General features: G+C 74.0%; 21 protein-coding genes and 1 pseudogene. 7 read left to right on the top strand and 15 right to left on the bottom strand.

The genetic code is table 11. The annotated features are described in order from the left end of the window. Positions 1–169 precede the first annotated feature (169 nt). Positions 170–871, top strand: coding sequence for a hypothetical protein (locus MY526_RS03310; protein ID WP_436703243.1), 702 nt, complete (start codon positions 170–172; stop codon positions 869–871). A 154-nt stretch (positions 872–1,025) separates the two neighbouring features. On the opposite strand, the gene MY526_RS03305 is transcribed toward MY526_RS03310, so the two are convergent. From MY526_RS03305 to MY526_RS03280, 6 genes are all read right to left on the bottom strand, one after another. Next, complete coding sequence (locus MY526_RS03305; RefSeq protein ID WP_436703242.1) at positions 1,026–2,846, bottom strand: ABC-F family ATP-binding cassette domain-containing protein; 1,821 nt, start codon at positions 2,844–2,846, stop codon at positions 1,026–1,028. 112 nt (positions 2,847–2,958) lie between these two features. Continuing rightward, entirely contained in the window at positions 2,959–3,873 is a 915-nt protein-coding gene (locus MY526_RS03300; RefSeq protein WP_436703241.1) for a transglutaminase family protein, read from the bottom strand. Next, the gene (locus MY526_RS03295; protein ID WP_436689057.1) at positions 3,870–4,820 is read right to left on the bottom strand and encodes an alpha-E domain-containing protein; all 951 of its coding nucleotides are present in this window, start codon (positions 4,818–4,820) and stop codon (positions 3,870–3,872) included. Before MY526_RS03295 ends, MY526_RS03300 begins: the two co-directional genes overlap by 4 nt. Then, complete coding sequence (locus MY526_RS03290) at positions 4,814–6,439, bottom strand: circularly permuted type 2 ATP-grasp protein (RefSeq protein WP_436703240.1); 1,626 nt, start codon at positions 6,437–6,439, stop codon at positions 4,814–4,816. The genes MY526_RS03295 and MY526_RS03290 overlap by 7 nt, the downstream gene beginning before the upstream one ends. Before the next feature lie 45 nt (positions 6,440–6,484). Beyond that, positions 6,485–7,249: a class I SAM-dependent methyltransferase gene (locus MY526_RS03285; RefSeq protein ID WP_436689053.1), complete on the bottom strand. Its 765-nt coding sequence runs from the start codon at positions 7,247–7,249 to the stop codon at positions 6,485–6,487. Next, complete coding sequence (locus MY526_RS03280) at positions 7,246–8,265, bottom strand: methylenetetrahydrofolate reductase C-terminal domain-containing protein (RefSeq protein ID WP_436703239.1); 1,020 nt, start codon at positions 8,263–8,265, stop codon at positions 7,246–7,248. Before MY526_RS03280 ends, MY526_RS03285 begins: the two co-directional genes overlap by 4 nt. Positions 8,266–8,384: 119 nt before the next feature. On the opposite strand from MY526_RS03280, the gene MY526_RS03275 reads away from it, so the two are divergent. Genes MY526_RS03275 through MY526_RS03265 form a run of 3 tightly spaced genes read left to right on the top strand, consistent with a single transcriptional unit; the run spans position 8,385 to position 10,815 of the window. Further along, the gene (locus tag MY526_RS03275) at positions 8,385–9,380 is read left to right on the top strand and encodes a pirin family protein (protein WP_436689049.1); all 996 of its coding nucleotides are present in this window, start codon (positions 8,385–8,387) and stop codon (positions 9,378–9,380) included. 38 nt (positions 9,381–9,418) lie between these two features. Continuing rightward, the gene (locus tag MY526_RS03270) at positions 9,419–10,387 is read left to right on the top strand and encodes a pirin family protein (protein WP_436689047.1); all 969 of its coding nucleotides are present in this window, start codon (positions 9,419–9,421) and stop codon (positions 10,385–10,387) included. Then, positions 10,387–10,815 (top strand): PPOX class F420-dependent oxidoreductase, encoded by a 429-nt coding sequence (locus tag MY526_RS03265; protein WP_436689045.1) that lies wholly within the window; start codon positions 10,387–10,389, stop codon positions 10,813–10,815. The genes MY526_RS03270 and MY526_RS03265 overlap by 1 nt, the downstream gene beginning before the upstream one ends. Positions 10,816–10,866: 51 nt before the next feature. Here the strand turns inward: MY526_RS03265 and MY526_RS03260 are convergent, their stop codons facing one another. Further along, the gene (locus tag MY526_RS03260; protein ID WP_436703238.1) at positions 10,867–11,646 is read right to left on the bottom strand and encodes a VOC family protein; all 780 of its coding nucleotides are present in this window, start codon (positions 11,644–11,646) and stop codon (positions 10,867–10,869) included. Positions 11,647–11,739: 93 nt separating this feature from the next. After that, positions 11,740–13,785, bottom strand: coding sequence for a TPM domain-containing protein (locus MY526_RS03255; protein WP_436689041.1), 2,046 nt, complete (start codon positions 13,783–13,785; stop codon positions 11,740–11,742). Positions 13,786–13,888: 103 nt separating this feature from the next. On the opposite strand from MY526_RS03255, the gene MY526_RS03250 reads away from it, so the two are divergent. Beyond that, positions 13,889–14,245, top strand: a complete 357-nt coding sequence (locus MY526_RS03250; protein WP_436689039.1) for a Rieske (2Fe-2S) protein — start codon at positions 13,889–13,891, stop codon at positions 14,243–14,245. 59 nt (positions 14,246–14,304) lie between these two features. Here MY526_RS03250 and MY526_RS03245 read toward each other — a convergent pair whose 3' ends face one another. The 6 genes from MY526_RS03245 to MY526_RS03220 form a co-directional block, all read right to left on the bottom strand. Continuing rightward, positions 14,305–15,996: a dipeptide ABC transporter ATP-binding protein gene (locus tag MY526_RS03245; protein WP_436689037.1), complete on the bottom strand. Its 1,692-nt coding sequence runs from the start codon at positions 15,994–15,996 to the stop codon at positions 14,305–14,307. Continuing rightward, complete coding sequence (locus tag MY526_RS03240; RefSeq protein WP_436689035.1) at positions 15,993–17,060, bottom strand: ABC transporter permease; 1,068 nt, start codon at positions 17,058–17,060, stop codon at positions 15,993–15,995. The genes MY526_RS03245 and MY526_RS03240 overlap by 4 nt, the downstream gene beginning before the upstream one ends. Then, the gene (locus MY526_RS03235; RefSeq protein ID WP_436689033.1) at positions 17,060–18,157 is read right to left on the bottom strand and encodes an ABC transporter permease; all 1,098 of its coding nucleotides are present in this window, start codon (positions 18,155–18,157) and stop codon (positions 17,060–17,062) included. Before MY526_RS03235 ends, MY526_RS03240 begins: the two co-directional genes overlap by 1 nt. A 110-nt stretch (positions 18,158–18,267) precedes the next feature. Further along, on the bottom strand, positions 18,268–19,911 hold the full coding sequence (locus MY526_RS03230) for an ABC transporter substrate-binding protein (protein ID WP_436703237.1): 1,644 nt from the start codon (positions 19,909–19,911) through the stop codon (positions 18,268–18,270). Between the two features lie 188 nt (positions 19,912–20,099). Then, the gene (recR, locus tag MY526_RS03225; RefSeq protein WP_436689029.1) at positions 20,100–20,699 is read right to left on the bottom strand and encodes a recombination mediator RecR; all 600 of its coding nucleotides are present in this window, start codon (positions 20,697–20,699) and stop codon (positions 20,100–20,102) included. A gap of 34 nt (positions 20,700–20,733) precedes the next feature. Next, positions 20,734–21,069 carry a YbaB/EbfC family nucleoid-associated protein gene (locus MY526_RS03220; RefSeq protein WP_436689027.1) on the bottom strand — a complete coding sequence of 112 codons (336 nt, stop codon included), beginning with the start codon at positions 21,067–21,069 and terminating at the stop codon, positions 20,734–20,736. Between the two features lie 143 nt (positions 21,070–21,212). Between MY526_RS03220 and MY526_RS03215 the strand changes: the two genes are divergently transcribed. Both MY526_RS03215 and MY526_RS03210 read left to right on the top strand, forming a co-directional pair. After that, a complete protein-coding gene (locus MY526_RS03215) occupies positions 21,213–21,581 on the top strand; it encodes a metalloregulator ArsR/SmtB family transcription factor (protein WP_436689025.1) in 369 nt (122 codons plus the stop codon). Then, a complete protein-coding gene (locus MY526_RS03210; protein WP_436703236.1) occupies positions 21,578–22,063 on the top strand; it encodes an SRPBCC family protein in 486 nt (161 codons plus the stop codon). The genes MY526_RS03215 and MY526_RS03210 overlap by 4 nt, the downstream gene beginning before the upstream one ends. A gap of 6 nt (positions 22,064–22,069) precedes the next feature. On the opposite strand, the pseudogene MY526_RS03205 reads toward MY526_RS03210, so the two are convergent. Further along, positions 22,070–22,728, bottom strand: a pseudogene (locus MY526_RS03205) (DNA polymerase III subunit gamma/tau); the annotation flags it as partial.

Here is a 22,728-nt window from a genome sequence, read left to right as displayed (position 1 = left end):
CGCGCGCCCCCCGGGGGATCCCCCGCACGGCCGAACGCGGACGTGTCGGACTCCGTCGTACGGCGGAGGCGGGTCGGTGCGTCCCGGCGGACGCGCTGGTGAGGGTGCCGTTCCTAGTTTTCTCGGCGACGCCGCACCCAGGCGGCGCATCCCGACCTGACGAGGAACGATGACCACCGACGTCCGCACCACCCCTGCTCCCTCCGTCTCGACCGAGACCCCGCGCAGTGCCGGGTCGCTGCTGCTGCCGATCGCCGGCGGTGCCCTGATCGCCGGTTCGCTGCTGTACGTGGCCGGCATGGCCACCTCGCCGCCGCAGGACTCGATGGCCGACGCCGACTACATCGCCGCGCTGGCCCGGGACGAGGGGCAGACCACGCTGTCGGCGGTGCTGCTGCACTACGGCAACCTGCTGGCCGGCCTGGCCTGGCTGGCCGCTCCCGCGCTGGTGCGGGGCCGCCGCGGGCGGATCGCGACCGTCGTCGGCGCGCTGATGGCCGCCCTCGGCCTGGTCACGGTGGCCGGCTTCGTCCTGTACGACTACTGGACCGCCGCGGTGGGCCGGGAGCTGGACCCCGAGGTCGCCCTGTCCCTGTTCGACAGCGTGTCCGCCGATCCCGCGGTGGCCGTCGTCGGCATCGTGACGCTGTTCGGCATCCTCGGCCCGCTGGTGGCCCTCACCGGCTTGGCCCGCGCCGAGGTGACCGGCTGGTGGCTGCTGCTGCCCGCCGTGGCGAGCATCGCGGCGTCGATGGCGATGGCCTTCTCGCCGCTGCCCTTCGCCGGCTTCGCGCTGGTCGGCGCCGTGCCGCCGGTCGTCGTCGGCCTGCGGATGATCGCCCGCCGCCGCGCCGAGCGGTCCGCCGCCTGACCGGCACACCCTCTCCGCGGGTGCTCGTGCTCTGCCCACCACCGTGGGCAGAGCACGAGGTCGTCTTCGTGCTCTGCCCAGCACGGTGGGCAGAGCACGAGCACCGGCGAAGCAGGTACCGGACCCGAGCGCGGCTCCGGGACGGGCCGGCGGCTCAGCCCTCGGCGATCTCCGTGGCGGCAAGCCACTCGTTCTCGACCTGCTCCTTCTCGGCGTGCACGGCCTTGAGCTCGGCGTCCAGGGCGGCCGCCTTCGCGTAGTCGGTCGCGGCCGCGGCGAGCTGCCCGTGCAGCTTCTTCTCGTCGGCGTCCAGCTTGAGCATCCGCCGCTCGAGCCGGCTGGCCTCCTTCTTCGCCGCCCGCGCCTCGGCCGCCGAGACCGCCGGGGCGGCGGTCGACGGCGACCCGACCGGACGGGTCCCGCCGTCGCCGGCCGCCGTGGTCAGCGGCGCACCGCCCGCGGCCCGCCGGCGGAGGTACTCGTCGACCCCGCCCGGGAGCTCGGCGAGCGAGCCGTCACCGAGCAGCGCGACCACCTTGTCGCACACCCGGTCGACGAAGTACCGGTCGTGGCTGACCACGAGCACCGTGCCCGGGAAGCTGTCGAGCAGGTCCTCGAGCGCGGTGAGGGTGTCGATGTCGAGGTCGTTGGTGGGCTCGTCGAGCACCAGCACGTTCGGTTCGGCCATCAGCAGGCGCAGCAGCTGCAGGCGGCGCCGCTCGCCACCGGAGAGGTCACCGACCGGCGTCCACTGCCGGTTGGCCGCGAAGCCGAACCGCTCGGCGAGGGTGGACGCCGAGATCTCCTGGTTGCCGATCCGCGCGATGCGTGCGACGTCCTGCACCGCCTCGAGCACCCGCGCCCGCGGGGGCAGCTCGGTGACGTGCTGGGAGAGGTAGGCCGCGGCGACCGTCTGGCCGACGACGACGGTCCCGGCGTCCGGCTTCGTCTCCCCCACGAGCAACTTGAGCAACGACGTCTTCCCGGCGCCGTTCACCCCGACGATGCCGATCCGGTCGCCCGGGCCGACGTTCCAGGTCAGGTCCTTGAACAGCGTGCGCGGTCCGTCGTCGGTGGGGACGGCGTAGTCGACGTCCGCCACGTCGTAGACGGTCTTGCCGAGCCGGCGGGCGGCGAAGCCCTTGAGCGCCATCGAGTCCCGGGCGGGCGGCTCGTCGGCGATCAGCGCCTGGGCGGCCTCGATGCGGAACTTCGGCTTGCTGGTCCGGGCCGGCGGGCCGCGGCGCAGCCAGGCCAGCTCCTTGCGGACCAGGTTCAACCGGCGCTCCTCGGTCACCGCCGAGATCCGGGCCCGCTCCGCCCGGGCCAGGGTGTACGCCGAGTAGCCGCCGTCGTAGGCGTGCACGTTCCCGTCGGCGACCTCCCACGTGGTCGTGCAGACCTCGTCGAGGAACCACCGGTCGTGGGTGACGACCACGAGGCCACCGGCGCGCTGGTTGACGTACTCAGCCAGCCAGGCGACGCCCTCGACGTCCAGGTGGTTGGTGGGCTCGTCGAGGACGAGCAGGTCCAGCGGCCGGATCAGCTGCGCGGCGAGCGCCACGCGGCGTCGCTCGCCGCCGGACATCGGGGCGACCGGGGCGTCGAGGCCGAGCCGGTCGAGCTCCAGGCCGGTGAGCACCGAGCGGACGGCGGGGTCACCGGCCCACTCGTGCTCGGCGGCGAACATCGACGGCGGCAGGACGACGTCGCGCACCGTCGTCCCGGCGGGCAGCGTGCCGGACTGGTCGAGCACGCCCATGGCGAGGTCGCCGCGGCGCGTGACGCGTCCGGAGTCGGGCTCGTCGGTGCCGGTGAGCAGCGACAGGAGGGTGCTCTTGCCGCCGCCGTTGCGGCCGACGACGCCGATCCGCTCGCCCGCGGCGACGCCGAGGGAGACGTCGTCGAGGATCACGGTCGTGCCGTGTGCCTTGTGCACCCGCTCGAGGTTGACCAGGTTGACGGGCGCGCTCATCGGCTGCTGGGAGAGGTCATGGGACGCCCAGTATCCGCCCGGGCCGGGAGCGGGTGTCGACCGCCTCGGGACACGCGCCGGACGTCACTGGCGGTCCCCGCGAAAACCGTCGCTAGGCCAGGCGGGTGACCTCGACGGTGACCGTGTGCCCCTCGCTGCCCGGGCCGGAGAAGATGCCCTTGAACGGGGGGACGTCGCCGTAGTCCCGGCCGCGGCCCAGCGTCACGTGCCGGTGGCCGACGTCGACGGCGTTGGTCGGGTCGAAGCTGCACCAGCCGCCGTCCCACCACTCCACCCAGGCGTGGCTCTCCCCGGTGACGGTCTGCCCGACGCCGGCCTCGCGCTTGGGGTGCAGGTAGCCGGAGACGTAGCGGGCGGGCAGGCCGAGGGCGCGCAGGAGGCCGACGGTGACGTGCGAGATGTCCTGGCAGACGCCCTTGCCGGAGCGCCAGGCCTGCATGGCGTTGGTCTTCACGTTGGTCGAGCCCGACAGGTACTCCATGCGCTCCCGCACCAGCCGGCAGACCGCCGCTCCGGTGGCGTGCGGGTCGACGTCGCCCACGGCGGTCCGCACCTCGGCCAGGACGTCGTCGTCGACGGCGGTGAGCGCGGTCGGGGCGAGCAGCTCGCCGAACCGGTCGCGCACGTCCCGACCCTGCAGCTGCGCCCAGCCGACGTGCTCGTGCTCGGTGGGTTCGCGCCCGGCCTCGACGATCGAGGTGCCGGTGACCACGAGCTCGGTGTGCGGGGTGTGCAGGTCGAAGGCGGTGACCGTGGCGCCCCAGTAGTCGCGGTAGGCGAAGGCGGTGGCGCCCGGCTCGATCTCCACCCGCGACCGCAGCGTGGTCTGCCGGGTGCTGTTCTCCGGGGTCAGCCGCGCCTCGTTGTAGGACGAGCGCACCGGACCGCCGTAGTGGAAGCGGGTGCGGTGCACGACCTGCAGGCGCCACCGGTCGCCCGGCGGGCGCGGGCCGGACCGCTGCACCTGCGCCTGCAGCCCGGACGTCTGGCTCTGCGCCTGGCTCACGCCACCCCCTCCGGGACCCACACCTGCGGCGCCTGCTCGGTGAAGAACCGGTTGGTCACCGCCGCGCTCGCCGCCGAGCAGGTGCGCTGCAGCTCCTCCAGCCGCGCGGGCAGCTGGGCCAGCAGCTCGGGGGTACCCATGAACTCGAGCATGGTCCGCGCCCGGCCGACGATGCGGTGCGCCTCGCCGGCGACGCCGATCCGGGTGGCGTCGCGCACCGGCGCGCGCTCCAGCTCGGCCAGGCACGCCTCGGCCTGCTCCAGCGCGGCGAACACCGAACGGGGGAACAGCCGGTCCAGCAGCAGGAACTCCGAGGCGCGGCTGGAGTCGACCACGCCGCGGTAGGTGCGCAGGTAGGGCTCGTAGGCGCCGGTCGAGCGCAGCACCAGCGTCCAGGACGGCGCGGCGTCGCCGGCCAGCACCCGCGTGGAGATGATCCGGGTGGTCATGTCCACCCGCTCCAGCGAGCGGCCGAGGATGAGGAACAGCCAGCTCTCGTCGCGGCTCATCGTCGAGTCGGCCAGCCCGAACACCATCGCCGAGCGCTCCCGGACGAACCGGAACAGCGAGTGCGGGCCGTACCGGCGGGCCATCGTCCGCTGCTGGGGCAGCGCGTTGTGCGTGACGTTCAGCGACTCCCAGATCTCGGCGGAGAGCACCTCGCGGGCGCCGCGGGCGTTCTCCCGGGCCGCGGACAGGGCGCCGACGATCGAGCTCGGGCTGCCCCGCTCGAAGGCGAGGGTGGCCAGCACCCGCTCGGTGTCGGCCTCGTCGTCGGGCACCGGCGACCCCATCAGCGACAGCAGGTTCGCGCAGGCCCGCCGCTCGTCGATCCACGGGTCCTCGACCAGCCGCTGGGTGTGCACGTCGAGGATGCGGGCGGTGTCGTCGGCCCGCTCGACGTAGCGGCCGATCCAGAACAGCGACTCCGCGATCCGGCTCAGCACGACGCCTCCCGAGGGGCAGAGACGGCCATCTCTGCCCCTCCCTGTTGCTGTTGTTGCTGGGACTGGTCGACCAGCACGTCGCCGGCCGGGCCGGGGTCGGGCGCGGGCGGGTCCTCGGCCAGGTCGGCGGTGGTGAACTCGATGCGGGTGAGGTCGGGCCCGGGCTCGCCGGGCTCGGCGGCGGGCCGGGGCGGGCTCAGCACCCAGGTGTCCTTGGAGCCGCCGCCCTGGCTGGAGTTGACGACCAGCTCCCCCTCGGGCAGCGCGACGCGGGTCAGCCCGCCCGGCAGCACCCACACCTTGTCGCCGTCGTTGATCGCGAACGGCCGCAGGTCGACGTGCCGCGGCGCGATCCGGCCTCCGATCAGGGTCGGGCAGGTCGAGAGACCGATGGGCTTCTGGGCGATCCAGTCGCGCGGCCGCGCCCGCACCTTGACCGCGAGCTCCTGCAGGGTCCGCTCGTCGGCGCGCGGGCCGATGACGATGCCCTTGCCGCCCGAGCCGTCCACCGGCTTGAGCACCAGCTGGTCCAGCGCCTGCAGCACCCACTCCACGACGTCGGGCTCGTCGAGCCGGTGGGTCTCGGCGTTGGCCAGCAGCGGTTCCTCCGCCAGGTAGTAGCGGATCAGGTCGGGCACCCAGGTGTAGAGCAGCTTGTCGTCGGCCACGCCGTTGCCCACGGCGTTGGCGATGGTGACCCGGCCGGCGCGGGCGGCGTTGAGCAGGCCGGCGCAGCCGATCACCGAGTCCGGCCGGAAGTGCACCGGGTCGAGGAACTCGTCGTCGATCCGGCGGTAGATGACGTCGACGCGGCGCTGGCCGTCCGTCGTCCGCATGCTGACCTGGTTGCCCGCGCAGACCAGGTCGCGGCCCTCCACCAGCTCGACGCCCATCTGGCGGGCCAGCAGCGCGTGCTCGAAGTACGCCGAGTTGTAGACGCCCGGTGTGAGGACGACGACCGTCGGGTCGGCCACGTGGGAGGGTGCGGAGGCCTTCAGCGCGGCCAGCAGCTGGGTCGGGTAGTCGGCGACCGGCTGGATGCGGTGGTCGGCGAACAGCTCGGGCAGCACCTGGCTCATCGCCGCCCGGTTGGTGATGACGTAGCTGACCCCCGACGGCGAGCGCAGGTTGTCCTCGAGCACCCGGAAGTCGCCGGCCTCGTCGCGCACCAGGTCGATGCCGGACACGTGGACGCGCACCCCGTTGGGCGGCACCAGCCCGTGCGCCTGCCGGTGGAAGTGCGCGCTGGTGGTGACCACGCTGCGCGGCACCACCCCGTCGGCGAACACCTGGCCGGCGCCGTAGACGTCGTCGAGGAAGGCCTCCAGTGCCAGCACCCGCTGGGCGACGCCGCGCTCGATCCGCGACCACTCCTCGGCCCCGATGACCCGGGGGACGATGTCGAGCGGGAACGGCTGCTCCTCGCCGGCGTGGGCGAAGGTGACCCCGGCGTCCCGGTAGGTCTGGGACAGCAGGTCGGCCCGCGCGGAGAGCTCCTCCCCGGCCATCGGTTGCAGCGAGGTGTGCAGGCCGGTGTAGGCCGACCGCGGCTGGCCGACCTCACCGAACATCTCGTCCCACTGCTCCCCGAGGGGGTAGCCGTCGAAGAGGTCAGCCATGGCGACGAACCTAGTTCCGGCGTGTGTCCCGCGCGTTTCGGCGCGTCACCGGGCCACCGCGACGCACAACCACGGCCGCAGCGCCCCCTCGGACAGCAGCCGTCCCACCCGGCTCGACTGCTCCTGGGCCTCCAGCCAGCGCGGGTCCTCGCCGTGCCGGCGGGCGACCTCCGCGTCCACCGCGTCGGCCCGCTCGGCCCACTCCGGCGGGCTGTCGCCGAGGTCGGCGGTCGCGGCCTGTTCCACGTGCAACCCGGCGGCGTCGAGCAGGCCGCGCACGTCGGCCTCGGACGGGAACTCGTTGCCCTCCGGCAGCGGCGGCGGCAGCGGTCTGTCGGCGACGAACACCAGCAGCCCGAGCCGGCCCCGGTCGCGCAGCACCCGGCGCAGCTCGGCGAGCACGGCGGCCTTCTCCGACGTGGTGCACAGCACCCCGAGACACCAGGCCGCGTCGAACTCGCCGTCGGGGAACGGCAGCCGCTGGGCCAGCGCCGTCACCGCGGGCAGGCCGAACAGCCGCCGCGCCGCCCGCGTCGCGGGGTGCATCGGCTCGGCGCACACCGCCCGCACGCCGCGCTCGGCGGCCAGCCACCCGGCCGGCCCGCCGACGCCGGCGCCGTCGTCGAGCACCCGGCTGCCGGCGGTGAGGTCGAGCCGGTCGGCCAGCCAGCGCAGCGCGCCCTCGCTCCCGCTGCCGCGGCACCCCGCCGGGACGGCGAACTCGGGCCCCAGCGCCCGCACCGCCTCCTCGGTCCACCCGGCGACGGTGCCGAACTCCGACTCCATCGCCGCGCTCTCCAGCTCTGTCACGCTGCCTCCCTGATCCGGGCGGCCACCTCGGCCTTGACCCGCGCGCCGGCGTCCTCCCCGCCGGCCGAGGCCAGGCCGGAGAGGTTGACGCCGACCACCCCGGGAACGGCGAGCAGCGCCCGGGCCTCGGCCACCGCGGCGGCGATGCCGGCCTCCCGCGGATCGGGCGCGGCGAGCACCCGCTCCACCTCGTCGTCGTCCACCTGCAGGCCGGGGAAGAGCTGCAGGACGCGGGCCGATGTCTCGTCGGTGTAGACGGCGACCGCGGCGAGGAACGGCAGGGTGGCACCCGCGGCGCGGGCTGCGACGACGAAGGCGGCCACCTGCGCCGGCGCGCGCACGTGGTTGAGCACGCACACCCGCGCTCCGGCCCGCTCCTTGGTCACCACCCGGGCCGGCCGGAGGTGCACCGGCGGCGCGATCGGCGACTCCGGCACGGCGACCGGCAGCCCGAACCCGTTCGCCAGCGCCGCCAGCCGCGGCCCGTCGAGGTCGAACACCTGGGTGACCCCCGACCGGACGCCGGGCCCGCGGGCGTCGCCGGTCACGCAGAGGACGCCGTCGACGCCGACCGCGGCCAGCCCGGCGAGCTCCTGCTCGAGCACCACGCGGTTGCGGTCGCGGCAGGCCAGCGTCGTCCAGGGGCGGCCGCCGGCCTCCAGGACCTCGGCGGCGAGCAGCGTCGGCGGCAGGTCGGGGCGGTTGGCGTGCTCCCCGGTCAGCAGCCCGTCGGAGACCGGCCCGAGCACGCGCACGACGCGGCGGACGGACGACGCGTCGTACGGCGCCACGGTGAGGTCGGTCAGGACGACCGGCCGGGTACGGGCCCGCTCGAGCAGGCTGCCGGGCGGGAGCGGGGCCGTCGGCGACGGCGCACCGTCCCACTCCGGCGCCGGGTCGTCGAGGAAGACGCAGCGGTGCTCGGCGACCTCGCACCCGCCGTCCTCCCGGACGCCGCCACAGGGCCCGAACACCATGCGCTTCGGGCAGCCCGGCCGGCGGGGGACGTCGTCCACCCCCGCAGCCTGACCGCGGCCGGCAGCGGCCAAACCCGCCGGGGCGGAGGCGGGAAGACAATCGGGTGGCGGAGCGCTACAGTCGTCGCTAGTTGAGCTCTCAACCACAGGAGGCCGGCATGCCCGCCGTGACCGTCGAGGACACCACCGCCCTGCCCCGCGTCCCCGCGCCCGCACCGGGGACGGTGCGCCGCCGGGTCCGGTCGGTGACCACCGCGCCGTCCGGGTTCGAGGGCGAGGGCTTCCCCGTCCGCCGGGCCTTCGCCGGGGTCGACCTGCGCGACCTCGACCCGTTCATCCACATGGACCAGATGGGCGAGGTGGAGTACGCGCCGGGTGAGCCGAAGGGCACCTCCTGGCACCCGCACCGCGGCTTCGAGACCGTCACCTACATCATCGACGGCACCTTCGAGCACGCCGACTCCCACGGCGGCGGCGGCACGATCAGCAACGGCGACACCCAGTGGATGACCGCCGGCGGCGGCGTGCTGCACATCGAGCGGCCGCCGGAGCACCTGGTGGTCAGCGGCGGCCTGTTCCACGGCCTGCAGTTGTGGGTCAACCTGCCGAAGGCGCAGAAGTGGGTCGAGCCGCGCTACCAGGACCTGCGCGCCGACGAGTCGGTGCTGCTGGCCAGCCCGGACGCCGGTGCCTTCCTGCGGGTCATCGCCGGGGACGTCGCCGGCCACCGCGGACCGGGCTCGACGTACACGCCCATGGCGATGGTGCACGCGACGATCGCACCCGGCGCGACCCTCGACCTGCCGTGGCGGCCGGACTTCAACGCGCTGGTCTACGTGCTCTCCGGCGCCGGGTCGGTCGGCGTCGACGCGCACCCGGTCCGCACCGGGCAGCTCGCCGTCTTCGGCCCGGGAGACACGGTCACGGTCAGCGGCGCGGTCGCCCAGGAGTCGCGGACCCCGGCGCTGGACGTCGTCGTCCTGGGCGGGCAGCCGATCCGGGAGCCGATCGCCATGTACGGGCCGTTCGTGATGAACACCCGGCAGGAGGTCATGGACGCGTTCACCGACTTCCAGGCCGGCCGGCTGGGCACGATCCCCGCCCAGCACGTCCCGCACGGCGGCGTGCGGGGAGAATCCGGCCAGGACGCGTAGGGCTCGAGATGGCCGTCCCCGGCCTCGAGGAGGACGTCGTGAGCAACCTCGACCGCCGCCCGCCCGCCCAGGAGCTGGGCGGGCTGGACGGCACGCCCGCCGGCCCGGTGCTCGACCTGCTGCCCGGCAGGGAGGTCGTGCTCGGGGAGAGCACCCGCGTGCGCCGGCTGCTGCCGACGCTGGGCCGGCGGCTGGTCGGCGCGTGGGCGTTCGTCGACCACTACGGCCCCGACGACATCGCCGCCGGCTCGGGCATGCAGGTGCCGCCGCACCCGCACACCGGCCTGCAGACGGTGTCCTGGCTGCTGGAGGGCGAGATCCACCACCGCGACTCCCTCGGCAGCGACGCCCGCGTGCGGCCCGGGGAGCTGGCGCTCATGACCGCCGGCCACGGCATCGCGCACTCCGAGCAGTCCCCTCACCCGCACCCGCGCTTCCTGCACGGCGCGCAGCTGTGGGTGGCGCTGCCGGACGCCGCCCGCGACACCGCGCCGGCCTTCGCCCACCACGACGCGCTGCCCGGCTTCACCTCCGACGGGCTGACCACCACCGTGCTCATGGGGTCGCTCGGCGGGGCCACCTCCCCCGGGACGGCGCACACCCCGCTGGTCGGCGCCGACCTCGACCTCTCCCCCGGTGCCGACGTCGAGCTGCCGCTGGAACCGGACTTCGAGTGCGCGGTGCTCGCCTCGTCGGGCGCGGCGTCGGTCGAGGGCGCGCCGCTGGACCACGGGGCGATGCTCTACCTGGGCACCGGACGGCGGTCGATCCGGGTGCGCGCCGGCGAGGCCGCCCGCCTGCTGCTGCTCGGTGGGGAGCCGTTCGAGGAGCGGATCGTCATGTGGTGGAACTTCGTCGGGCGCAGCGGCGAGGAGATCGCCGACTACGCGCAGCGGTGGAACGCCGAGGACGACCGGTTCGGCGCCGTCGTCGGCTACGAGGGGGAGCGACTGTCGGCGCCGCCGCTGCCGCCGGTGCCGCTCAAGCCGCGCGGGAGGGAACGCTGATGACCGTCGACCCCCGGATGCTCGACGTCGTCGCCGACCACCGCTGGGGCGTGCTCGTCACCGTCAAGCGCGACGGCCGCCCCCAGGTCTCCAACGTGGGCTACGCCTACGACCGCGAGACCCAGCTGATCCGCGTCTCGGTGACCGCCGACCGCGCCAAGACCCGCAACCTGCAGGCCGACCCGCGGGTCACCCTGCACGTCGCGTCGAAGGACTTCTGGACCTGGGTGGCCGTCGAGGGGACCGCCGACCTCACCCCGGTTGCCGCCGAGCCGCACGACGCCACGGTGGAGGAGTTGATCACCTACTACCGGGGCGTCTCCGGCGAGCACGAGAACTGGGACGAGTACCGCACGGCGATGGTCGCCGACCGCCGGCTGGTGGTCCGCTTCCGGCCCGAGCACACCTACGGCCAGCTGCGCGGGTGATCGGCCCGTGGCCGGGCGCCGTGACGTGCGCCCGGCCACCGACCGCGGACCTCAGCCCTGTGCCGCCTCGGCGGTCACCTCGCCCATCACCTCGAACGGGGCGCCCCACGGGTCGGCGAGCACGGCGAACCGGCCCCACGGGGTGTCCATCGGCGGCATGAGCACCTTCCCGCCCGCGGCCTCCACCGCCGCGGTGGCGTCGTCGGCGGAGTCGACGGAGAAGCAGGTCAGCCAGCCCTTGGGCAGGTCCGGTGAGGCCGCCCCCAGCCCGCCGAGCGGGTTCCCGCCGGTGGAGAAGGTCGTGTAGTCCATGTCGCCGCCGCCGTCCACCGCGTCGTAGGTGAAGCCGAAGACGGCGGTGTAGAACTCGCGGGCCGCGGCCGCGTCGTCGGCCATCGCCTCGTTCCAGGCCAGCGCGCCGGCCTCGTTGTGGATCCGTGCGCCGGTGTGCGTGCCGGACTGCCAGAGCCCGAACGAGTTGCCCTGCGGATCGATCGCGATGGTCATCGTGCCCATCGGCCCGACCTCCATCGGCTCGACGACCACGGTGCCGCCGGCCTCCCGGATGCGGGTGGCGCTCGCCTGCGCGTCGTCGGTGGCGAAGTACGTCGTCCAGCTCGGCGAGTCACCGGGGTTCATCAGCGGGCCCATCCCCACCGCGGCCTCGCCGTTCTTCGTCGCGTTGAGGTAGCCCCCGAACTCGGGCTCGCCGCCGGTGTACTCCCAGCCGAACAGCCGGCCGTAGAAGTCCTTCGCCGCGTCCATGTCGGAGGCGCCGTAGTCGACCCAGCACGGGGTGCCGGCGGGCCACGGGGTGTTCCGAGTGGGCATGTCTCCTCCTGGTGGTGTGGGGAGGACACCGTTCCACCGGGGTCCGACAGTTCCCAGGGGGGCGCGGGCCCCTTCGCCACGATTTCCACCGGCTCAGAAGCGACCGCCCCCGGACCGGCCACGGCTGCGCGACCCACCGAAGCTGCCCGACCGCCGTCCGCCACCGCCGCCGGACCCGCCGCTCCCGAAGCCGCCGCCACCGAAGCCGCCGCTCCCGAAGCCGCCGCCACGCGACCCGCCGCCGCCACCGAAGAGGATGCCGCCGAGCACCAGGCTGCCGAGGTCCACGCCGCCCCGGCCACCGCCGTACCCCCCGCCGGCGAACCCGCCGGGCCCGTAGCCGCCACCGGGCCCGTAGCCGCCGGGGCCGGAGCCGCCGGACCAGCGCGAGACGTCGGACTGCGCCTGCCCCAGCGCCTGCTGGGCCAACGAGTCGGCCTGGTGGGCCTCGCGCAGCGCGCTCACCGGGTCGGCCGCGCCCTGGGCGACGGCCAGGTCGAGGTGGCGCTGCGCCTCGGCCAGCCGGGTGCGCGCCTCGGCTCCCACGGCGCCCCGGCGGGTGCTGATGAAGTCGCCGGCGGCCGCGATCCCGGACCGCGCGGCCAACAGCGCCTGGTCCAGGGACGCCGCGGCCCGGCGGGCCTGGGTGGCCGCGTCGCGGGCGACCGAGAGCGCCTGCTCGAGCGCGATGTCGGCCTCCTCCAGCTGGCGGAGTGCGGCGAGCGGGTCGGGCAGCGAGCCGTCCGGGGGCCGCAGCGCGGCGTCGGCCGAGGCGAGGGCGGTCTCGGCGCGGGCGATCTGGGGGCGCAGCCCGCCGTCCGTGCCGCCGCTGAGCAGCGCCCGGGCCTCGGCGAGGTCCTTCTCGGTCTCCGCCCGCACCTCGGCGACCCGGGTGCCGGCGGTGTCCAGGTCCGTCGCCAGCCGGCCGACGGCGTCGAGCAGCGTGCCGGTCTGCGCGACGGCGTCCTCGGCCGCGCGGATGTCGCCCACCGCGGAGCCCGCGCGGCCGGCGGCCAGCTCCGCGCGGGCCTCGGCCACCTCCTGCTCGGCGGCGGCCAGCCGGGCCCGCGCCTCGGCCGGGTTGTCGGCCACCGGAGCGAGCGCAGCGGGTGCGTAGCGCCGCTGCAGGACGGCGAACCGCTCCTCGTCGGCCGGCAGCCGCCCGCGCAGCGCCGTGATCCGCGAGTCCAGGGCGTCGAGGGCCTGCGGCGCCGTGCGCTCGAGGTCGCGCAGCCGGTCGAAGGCCTCGGCCTGCTCGTCCAGCCGGGCGTCCGCGGCCGCGGTGAGCTGCAGCATCTCGGCCAGGATCCGCCGGGTCTGGGGCTCGTCCTCGGGGATCTCGTCGTCCAGCTGCTGGCGGAGGGTGAACGCCCGGGTCAGCTCCTGCGTGGAGGTGGTCAGCGCCTCGGCGAACCCGGCGACCGCCTCCTCCCCGTACTGCAGCCGGGCGAAGTCGAGGTCGAGCTGGGAGGTCTTGACCGCCTCGTCGAGCTCCAGCAGCGCGGTGCTGGCCTGCGCCTGCAGCTGCTCGGTGGGGACGCCGGCGTGCGGGTCGGGTTGCTCCAGCCGGCGGGTCTCGGGCGCCCGCGCCCTGCGCCGCCGCGACCGCGCGACGAGGTAGGCACCGCCGGCGACCGCCGCCAACCCGCCGACCAGCAGGACGGTGCCGGCGCCGCTCCGGCTCTGCCCCGCGTCGAGCCCGTCGGCGAACGCGATCGCCGCGCCGGCCCAGTCGTCGTCGGCCAGCCGCGGCTCGACGTCGGACACCAGCAGCTCGTCGATCTCGGCGTTCGACATCGGGAACTCGTCGTCGACCCAGTAGGCGTAACGCCGGTCGTCGACCGCGACCGCGTACAGCGCGTCGGTGCGGCCGAGGCCGGACGCCGCGGCGGTCTCCTGCGCCCACAGCCCGGGCTCCACCCCGCCGAACGTGGACACGTGGACGACGAACAGCTGGGTGCCCTCGTCGGCCTGCAGCTGGTCGAGCGCGTCCTGCACCTCCGCCTCGTCCCCCGACAGCGCGCCCACCCGGTCGGTCACCTGCGCCGGCACGTCGAAGGGCGGCTCGGCCAGCGCGGCGCCGCCGCCGAGCAGCACCACGGCAGCCAGCGAGGCGAGGACGACGGACAGCCGGCGCACAGGGGACCTCCGGGAGGGGAACGTGCGGCGACCCTACCCAGCCGGGCACGTGGATCCGGCCCGCGCGGGGTAGGACCCCGGCCCCGAGCCCGTGGAGGTCCTCATGACCGAGCCCGACCGCATCCCCGCCGCCGACCTGCCACGGGGGGCGGTGCGCCGCGTCGGCGACTGGGCGGTCGGCAACCGCGACGGGGACTACTTCGCCGTCTCCCGGCGCTGCCGGCACCAGCTGGCCGACCTGTCGGAGGGCAGCATCGACGCGGACGGCTGCCTGGTCTGCCCGTGGCACCAGAGCCGCTACGACGTCCGCACCGGGGAGATGGTCCGGGGCCCGCGCGGCTTCCTCGGCTACCACGGACCGACGCCGGGCTACACGCAGTTCGTCCGCGCCTACGGCCGGGTGCTGCGGCTGCGGGTGCGCCGGGCGCTGCGCCGCGGGGACCACGTCGTCGTCGAGTGAGGCACAGGAAGCTCTTCCCACGTCCCGGCGGCCACGACGTGGGCAGAGCTTCCTTTGCCTCAGCGCAGCTGCTGCCAGACCGCCCGGCGGCGGGCCTGCTCGTCGGGGTCCGGCACCGGCAGCGAGGCCAGCAGCCGCTGCGTGTAGGGGTGCTGCGGCGCGCCGAGCACCTCCGCCCCCGTCCCCTCCTCGACCAGCCGGCCGCGGTAGAGCACCGCGATCCGGTCGGCGAGCAGGTCGACGACGGCCAGGTCGTGGCTGATGAACAGGCAGGCGAAGCCCAGCTCCCGCTGCAGCTCGGCGAACAGCTCCAGCACGCGGGCCTGCACCGACACGTCCAGCGCCGAGGTCGGCTCGTCGGCGATGAGCAGCTCGGGATCCAGCGCCAGCGACCGCGCCAGGCTGGCCCGCTGGCGCTGCCCGCCGGAGAGCTCGTGCGGAAAGCGGTCCCCGAAGCTCTTCGGCAGCTGCACCGCCTCCAGCAGCTCGTCCACCCGCTCGCGCGCGGACCCCGGGTCGTCGGCCTTGCCGTTGACCACCAGCGGCTCGGCGACCGCCTCGGCGATGGTGAGCAGCGGGTTGAAGCTGGACGCGGGGTCCTGGAAGACGAACCCGATCCGCCGGCGCACCGGCCGGAAGGTCCGCTGCTTGACGCCGTTCATCTCGGTGCCGAGGACCGACAGCGACCCGCCGGTGACCGTGGTCAGCCCGGCGATCGCCCGGCCGATCGTCGTCTTGCCGCTGCCGCTCTCCCCGACGAGCCCGAGCACCTCCCCGGGCCTGATCGCGAAGCTGACCCCGTCGACGGCGACGAAGTCCGGACGCCGCAGCCGCCCCGGGTACACGATCCGCAGGTCGCGGGCCTCGACCACCGGCGCCGACGCACTCCAGCCCACGGGCCGCCGCGCGGCCCGCTCGACCGCCCGCGCCCGGCCCTCGCCGAGCCGCGGCACCGAGCCGAGCAGCTGCCGGGTGTAGTCGTCCTGCGGCGTGGCGAACAGCGTCCGGACGTCGGCCTGCTCCACGATGCGGCCCTGGAACATGACCGCCACCCGGTCGGCGAGGTCGGCGACGACGCCCATGTTGTGCGTGATCAGCACGATCGCCGCCCCGAACTCGTCGCGGCAGCGGCGCAGCAGGTCGAGGATCTCGGCCTGAACGGTCACGTCCAGGGCGGTGGTCGGCTCGTCGGCGATGATCACGCCGGGGTCGAGCACGAGCGCCTGCGCGATGACGATGCGCTGCTTCTGCCCGCCGGAGAACTGGTGCGGGTAGTGGTCCACCCGCTCCTCGGGGTCGGGGATGCCGACCCGGCGCAGGACGTCGATCGCCTTGGCGCGGGCCTCCTTGCGGCTGTACTTCCCGTGCGCGCGCAGGCCCTCGGCGATCTGCCAGCCCACCGGGTAGACCGGGTTGAGCGCGGTCGACGGCTCCTGGAACACCATGGCGGCGTCGCGACCACGCACGTCCCCCAACTGCCGGCGGGACAGCGTGACGACGTCGTGTTCCGCCGTTCCGTCCTTGCTGCGCAGCACCACCGCGCCGCGGGTGGTGGCGGTCTCCGGCAGCAGCCCGAGGATGCTGCGCGCGGTCACCGTCTTGCCGCTGCCGCTCTCCCCCACGACGGCGAGCACCTCGCCGGACGCGACGGACAGGCTGACGTCCTGGACGGCGGTGATCGTGCCGGCGTCGGTGGCGAAGCTGACCGACAGGTTCTCGATGCCCAGGACGTCGTCGCCGGTTGTGGTCACCAGCTCACCCCTCCTGCGCCCAGGACCCGGGCGACGTCCACACCGGCGGGATCCAGCGGACCGCCGGGCACGACCGGCGTCTCCGCCGTCTCTCCGGCCTCGGCGGCCCGCCGGCTGCGCAGCCGTGGGTCGGCGAGGTCGTTGAGGCTCTCCCCGACCAGCGTCAGGCCGAGCACGACGAGCACGATCGCCGAGCCCGGGAAGACCGCCGTCCACCAGATCCCGCTGCTCACGTCGGACAGCGACCGGTTGAGGTCGGCGCCCCACTCCGCGGCCGCGGTCGGCTCGATGCCGAAGCCGAGGAAGCCCAGCCCGGCGAGGGTGAGGATCGCCTCGGAGGCGTTGAGCGTGAGGATCAGCGGCAGCGTGCGGGTGGCGTTGCGCAGCACGTGCCGGGTCATGATCCGCCAGTGGCCGGCGCCGACGACGCGGGCGGACTCCACGAACGCCTCGTTCTTGATCCGCACCGTCTCGGCGCGCACCACCCGGAAGTACTGCGGGATGAACACCACGGTGATCGCGATCGACGCGGCCAGGATGCCGCCGATCAGGCTCGACTGCCCGCCGCTGATCACGATCGCCACGATGATGGCCAGCAGCAGGGAGGGGAACGCGTAGACCGCGTCGCAGACGACGACGAGCACGCGGTCGAGCCAGCCGCCGAAGTACCCGGAGAGCAGGCCGATCAGGACGCCGACGAAGAACGACAGCACGAGCGCGGTCACGATCACCAGCAGCGCGGTCCGGGACCCGTAGAGCAACCGGCTGAGCACGTCGTAGCCTCCGACGGTGGTCCCGAGCCAGTGCTCCGACGAGGGCGGCTGCTGGGCGCCGAACGGCCCGTCGGCGTCGCGCAGCTGGCTGTAGCCGTAGGGAGCCAGCAGCGGCGCGAACAGCGCGGTGAGCAGGAAGACGCCGGTCAGGGCCAGCCCGGCGACGAGCATCCCGCGCTGCAGCCCGACGCTCTGCCGCAGCTGGTGGACGACGGGCAGCCGCCGCCAGCCCCGGCGGGCGGGGTCGGGAACGGGGGCCCGGTCGTCGAGGCCGGTCACGGCGGTGGCCATCAGTACCTCACCCGGGGGTCGATGAGCGCGGCGATCACGTCGACGACGAAGTTGGTCACCGCGACGATGACCGCCAGCAGGGCGACGATGCCCTGCACGGCCACGAAGTCGCGCGCCTGCAGGTACTCGGCCAGCTGGAAGCCCAGGCCCTTCCACTCGAACGTGGTCTCGGTGAGCACCGCCCCACCCATGAGCAGCGCCACCTGCAGGCCGATGACGGTGATGATCGGGATCAGCGCAGGCCGGTAGGCGTGCTTGCGCAGCAGCCGCCGCTCGGCGACGCCGCGGGAGCGGGCCGCCTCGACGTAGCCCATGCCGAGCGTGCCGATGACGTTGGTGCGCACCAGCCGCAGGAAGACCCCGGCGGTGAGCAGGCCCAGCGCGATGGCGGGCAGGACGGCGTGCTCCAGCACGTCCCGGATCACCTCGGGGTCGCCCAGCCGGATCGCGTCGATCAGGTAGATCCCGGTCGGGTTGTCGAGGAACTGCAGCTCGATCTCGGCACGGGTCGATGCCCGGCCCGCGACCGGCAGCCAGCCCAGCCCGCTGGCGAAGACGAGCTTGAGCACCAGGCCGGTGAAGAACACCGGCGTCGCGTAGCAGAAGATCGCGAAGACCCGCATGATCGCGTCGGGCCACCTGTCCCGCGTGTAGGCGGCCAGCCGGCCCAGCGGGATGCCGACGCCGAACGCGACGAGCAGCGCGTAGAACGTCAGCTCGAGGGTGGCCGTCCCGAAGGTCGTGAGCACCTCGAGGACCGGGCGGCGGTCCGACAGCGTCGTCCCGAAATCGCCGGTGAAGACGTTGCCCAGGTACTCGACGTACTGGACCAGCAGCGGCCGGTCGTAGCCGGCCTCCGCCACGCGCTCCGCGAGCTGCGCCGCGGTCAGCCGACCACCCAGTGCGGCGGTGATCGGGTCACCGGTCGAGCGCATGAGGAAGAAGACCGTCGTCACCAGGATGAAGACGGTGGGGATGATCAGCAGGAAGCGGATCACGAGGTAGCTGCCCAGGCCCCCGCCGCCGCGGCGCTTCCGCGACGCCGGTGCGTCCTCCTGGGCCGGGTCGCCGGGCGCGAGCTCGGTCGCTGTGGTCATGCCTTCACTTCCGTCCGTGCGGCGGTGCGCACATGGGAGGCCCCGGGTGGCCCCGCCGTGGCGGCGGGGTCACCCGGGGCCGGTGGCGCTACCTTCTCAGGCCGCTGCGGTCAGCCCCGGCTGAGGGCGCCGTAGCGGAACTTGAAGGACGCGTCGAGCGTGTCCGACGCACCCTCCACACCCGTCCGGACGACGGCGACCTGCGCGCCCTGCAGGTACGGCACGGTGGAGAGGTCCTGCGCCACCATCTGCTGGATCTGCTCGATCAGGGCGGTGCGCTGGGCCGGGTCGGGCGTGGCCAGCTGCTGCAGGATCATGTCGTTGACCTGCTGGTTGGTGTAGTGGTTGCCGAGGAAGTTCTCCGTGCGGAAGAACGGCGACAGGTAGTTGTCGGCGTCGGAGTAGTCCGGGAACCAGCCCAGCTGGTAGGCCGGGTAGACGTCGGCGACGCGGTCCTCGGAGTACTGCACCCACTCGGTGGTCTGCAGGTCGACCTGGAACAGGCCGGTGGACTCCAGCTGGTCCTTGATCAGGGCGTACTCGTCACCGGAGGACGGCCCGTAGTGGTCGTTGGAGTACTGCAGGCTCAGCTGCACCGGGGTGGTCACGCCGGCCTGCTGGAGCACCTGGGCCGCCTTGTCGGCGTCCGGGCCGCCGTTGCCGTCGCCGTAGAGGTCGCGCAGCGGGGTGGCGGCGCCGGTCAGGCCCTCGGCGACGAAGGAGTACAGCGGGGTGTACGTGCCCCGGTAGACCTGCTCGGCCAGCTCGTTGCGGTCGATCAGGTGGGCGACGGCCTGGCGGACGGCGAGCGCCTTGGCCGGGTCGGCGTCGGGCTGGGTGGCGCCGAAGGGCTGGGTGTTGAAGTTGAAGACGATGTAGCGGATCTCGCCGCCGGGGCCGTCCACGACCTCGACCTCGTCGTTGCCGCGCAGGTCGTCGATGTCGGTCGCGCTGAGGCTGCGGAAGGCGACGTCGATGTTGCCCTCCTCGATGTCCAGCTTGAGGTTCGACGCGTCGGCGTAGTAGCGGACGTTGACCTGCTCGGTCTTCGGCGCGCCCAGGAGGCCCTGGTAGTCGGGGTAGGCCTCGTAGGAGATCAGGTTGTTCTGGTCGTAGTTGGTGATCGTGTACGGGCCGTGGAAGGCGTTGCCGTCGACGATCTCCTGGTCGGGGGTCAGCTCGGTCGCCGAGAAGACGTCCTCGTCGACGATGGGGCCGACCGGGCTCGACAGGATCTGCGGGAACGTCTGGTCGTTGCCCGAGTTCAGGTTGAAGACGACGGTCGTCTCGTCGGGGGCGTCGACGCTGGCGAGGTTGGCCAGCAGCGCGGCCGGGCCGTTCGGGTCGTTGATCGCGACCATGCGGTCGAACGAGAACTTGACGTCCGAGGAGGTCAGGTCGTTGCCGTTGGCCCAGTTCAGGCCCGACTTCAGGGTGACCGTGTACTGGGTCGGCGAGGTGAACTCGGCCGACTCGGCGATGTCGGGCTCGACGTCCGGGCTGCCGTAGTCGGTGTTCATCAGGAACGGGAACACCTGGTTCATGACGGCGAACGAGCCGTTGTCGTAGGAGCCCGCCGGGTCGATCGTGGTGATCTTGTCGCTGGTGCCGATCGTCAGCGCGTCGCCGCTGCCGCCGCTGCCCGAGCCACCGCCGTCACCGTCGCTGCCACCGCACGCGGTCAGCGCCAGCGCGGTGACCGCGAGACCCGCCGTGGCGGTGCGCACGCGCCGCCCGGTCGAAACGGGAGTCATCCGCCTACCTTCGTTCTTCCTGAGAACCGCCGCGCACGCCGGACAACGTCCAGTTCCAGCGGGGTATGGGTGTTGGTTACCCATGCGTAGCACAGAGCCGACGGGGCTCAGGAATCCCGGCGACCACTGTTATCGCCTCGTGACTCCGCGGCCTGGACCGGCGGTTTCCGCGGAAACCGCCGGGAGGTTCAGGCGTCGATGCGGCGACGGCCCTCGAACGCCCGGCCGAGGGTCACCTCGTCGGCGTACTCGAGGTCCCCACCCACCGGCAGGCCACTGGCCAGCCGGGAGACCGCCAGCCCCATCGGGCCGACCAGCCGCGCGAGGTAGGCGGCGGTCGCCTCGCCCTCCAGGTTGGGGTCGGTGGCGATGATCAGCTCGGTCACCGTCCCGCTCATCAGCCGGGTCATGAGCTCCTTGACCCGCAGGTCGTCGGGGCCGACACCCTCGATCGGGCTGATCGCGCCGCCGAGCACGTGGTAGCGGCCGCGGAACTCGCGGGTGCGCTCGATGGCGACGACGTCCTTGGGCTCCTCGACGACGCAGATGACGTCGTCGGTACGCCGCGGGTCGCGACAGATCCGGCACTGCTCACCCTCGGCGACGTTGTAGCAGGTGACGCAGAAGCGGACCTCGGCCTGCACGCGCTGCAGCGCCGACACCAGCCGGCTCACGTCGGCGGACTCGGACGCGAGCAGGTGGAAGGCGATGCGCTGCGCGCTCTTCGGCCCGACGCCGGGCAGCCGGCCGAGCTCGTCGATGAGGTCCTGGACGGCCCCCTCGTACACGGTGTTCCTCTCCTCGGGGAGGGGTCGCCGCGGCTCAGAGGCCGGGCAACCCCAGGCCGCCGCCGAGGCCGCCGGCGAGCGGCCCCATCCGGCTGGCGGTGAGTTCGTTGGCCTGGCGGGAGGCGTCGCGGACCGCGGCGACCACGAGGTCCTGCAGCGTCTCGACGTCGGCGGGGTCGACCGCCTCGGGGGCGATGGTGACCGCGGCGAGCTCGCCCTGGCCGGTCATCGTCGCGGTGACCAGGCCGCCACCGGCCGAGCCGGTGACCGTCTCGTGCGCCAGCTGTTCCTGCGCGGCAGCCAGTTGCTGCTGCATCTGCTGCGCCTGCTGGAGCAGCTGCGACATGTCGGGCTGGCCACCGGGGAACATGACCCGAGCCTAGGCCGCGGGTACGACGAACGCCGGGACGACGAGCCGCGGACCGTTCTTCAACCAAGGGGTTGACAACGCCACGGCAGGGGTTCACCCTCATTTTCAACCGATTGGTTGAACGAAGAGGGGAGGTCCACCCGATGGCCGCCGATCCGCTGTCCCGGGTCTTCGCGGCCCTGGCCGATCCGACCCGGCGCGACATGGTCGCCCGGCTCGCGGTTGCCGACGCCACGGTCGGCGAGCTCGCCGAGCCCTACGACGTCAGCGTCCAGGCCGTCTCCAAGCACCTGCGGGTGCTGGAGGACGCCGGCCTGGTCAGCCGCAGCCGCGACGCCCAGCGTCGCCCGGTGCACCTGGAAGCCGAGGTCTTCGACCTCATGACCAAGTGGATCGAGCGCTATCGCCGCCAGGCCGAGGAGCGCTACCGCCGTCTCGACGACGTCCTCCGGTCCATGCCGGACGACGTCGGGCCCGTGCCACCCACATCCCCGGAGGGAAACCCGTCATGACCACCACCCAGCACCACGAGACCCGGATCGTCGTCGACCAGGAGGTGCCGGCCGTCCGGATCATCCGCGAGTTCGACGCCCCGCCGTCGAAGGTCTTCCGCGCGCACACCGACCCCGAGCTGGTGGCCCAGTGGATGGGTCCGCGGAGCACGCAGAACCGGATCGACGAGTGGGACTGCCGCACCGGCGGCTCCTGGCGGTACGTGTCCCTCCACGAGGGCCAGGAGTACGGCTTCCGCGGCTGCTTCCACGAGGTGCGCCCCGACGAGCTGATCGTGCAGACCTTCACCTTCGAGGGCATGCCCGACGGCGTCGCGCTGGAGAAGCTCGTCCTCGAGGACCTCGGCGACGGCCGCACCCGGCTGACCGCGACGTCGCTGGTCGACTCCTTCGCCGACCGGGACGCCTTCGTCGCCAGCGGCATGGAGGTCGGGGTCCGCGAGGGCTACGAGCGCCTCGACGAGATCCTCGCCCGCGGCTGAGCGAGGTCAGTCGTCGATCGGCCGGGCCCCGAGCTGGGTGCGCAAGAGTGACAGCGCCGCCTGCTCGGGGTCGACGGCCGGGGCCGCCTCGGCGTCCCCGCCGGGATCCTCCGCCGCCCGCTCGGCCATGAGCTCGCGCGCCTCCGCGGCCTCGGCGGCGCGGGCGGCCTCCCGCGCGACCTCCGGGGCCACCGGCGGCGCACCGCTGCGGGCCGCGCCCTCGACGACGACCTGCACCTTCCAGCGCACGCCGAGCAGCTCCTGCAGCGCCTGGCGCACGACGTCCTTGTTCAGGTCGTCGCCGAGCATCTTGGCCAGCGCCGGCGAGGTGGCGGCCAGGGTGAGGGTGCCGTTGCCCAGGTCGTGCACCTGGGCGCTCTTCAGCAGCGCCTCCGTCGTCCGCTTGTGGCCGCGCACGACCTTCAGCAGCTCCGGCCACACCCGGCGGACGTCGGTGGTGGTCAGCTCGCCGTCGGCGGCCGGCTGCGCCAGGTTGGCCGAGACCACCGGCGTCGGCTCCCCGCCGCGCGGCGCGGGCGAGGACTCGGCCGCGGCGCGCGGTGCGGCCGCCTCCGGGCGGGGCTGCTCGACCCGGGTCGCCGCCGCGGCGGGCGCCGCGGGACGCGCGGGGTGCGGCCAGTCCTCGTCGTCGGTCGGCTCGGGCG

Origin of the sequence: Geodermatophilus sp. CPCC 205761 (assembly GCF_051383655.1) — a bacterium.
Taxonomy (GTDB): domain Bacteria; phylum Actinomycetota; class Actinomycetes; order Mycobacteriales; family Geodermatophilaceae; genus Geodermatophilus.
This window is presented reverse-complemented; position numbering and strand designations above follow the sequence as displayed.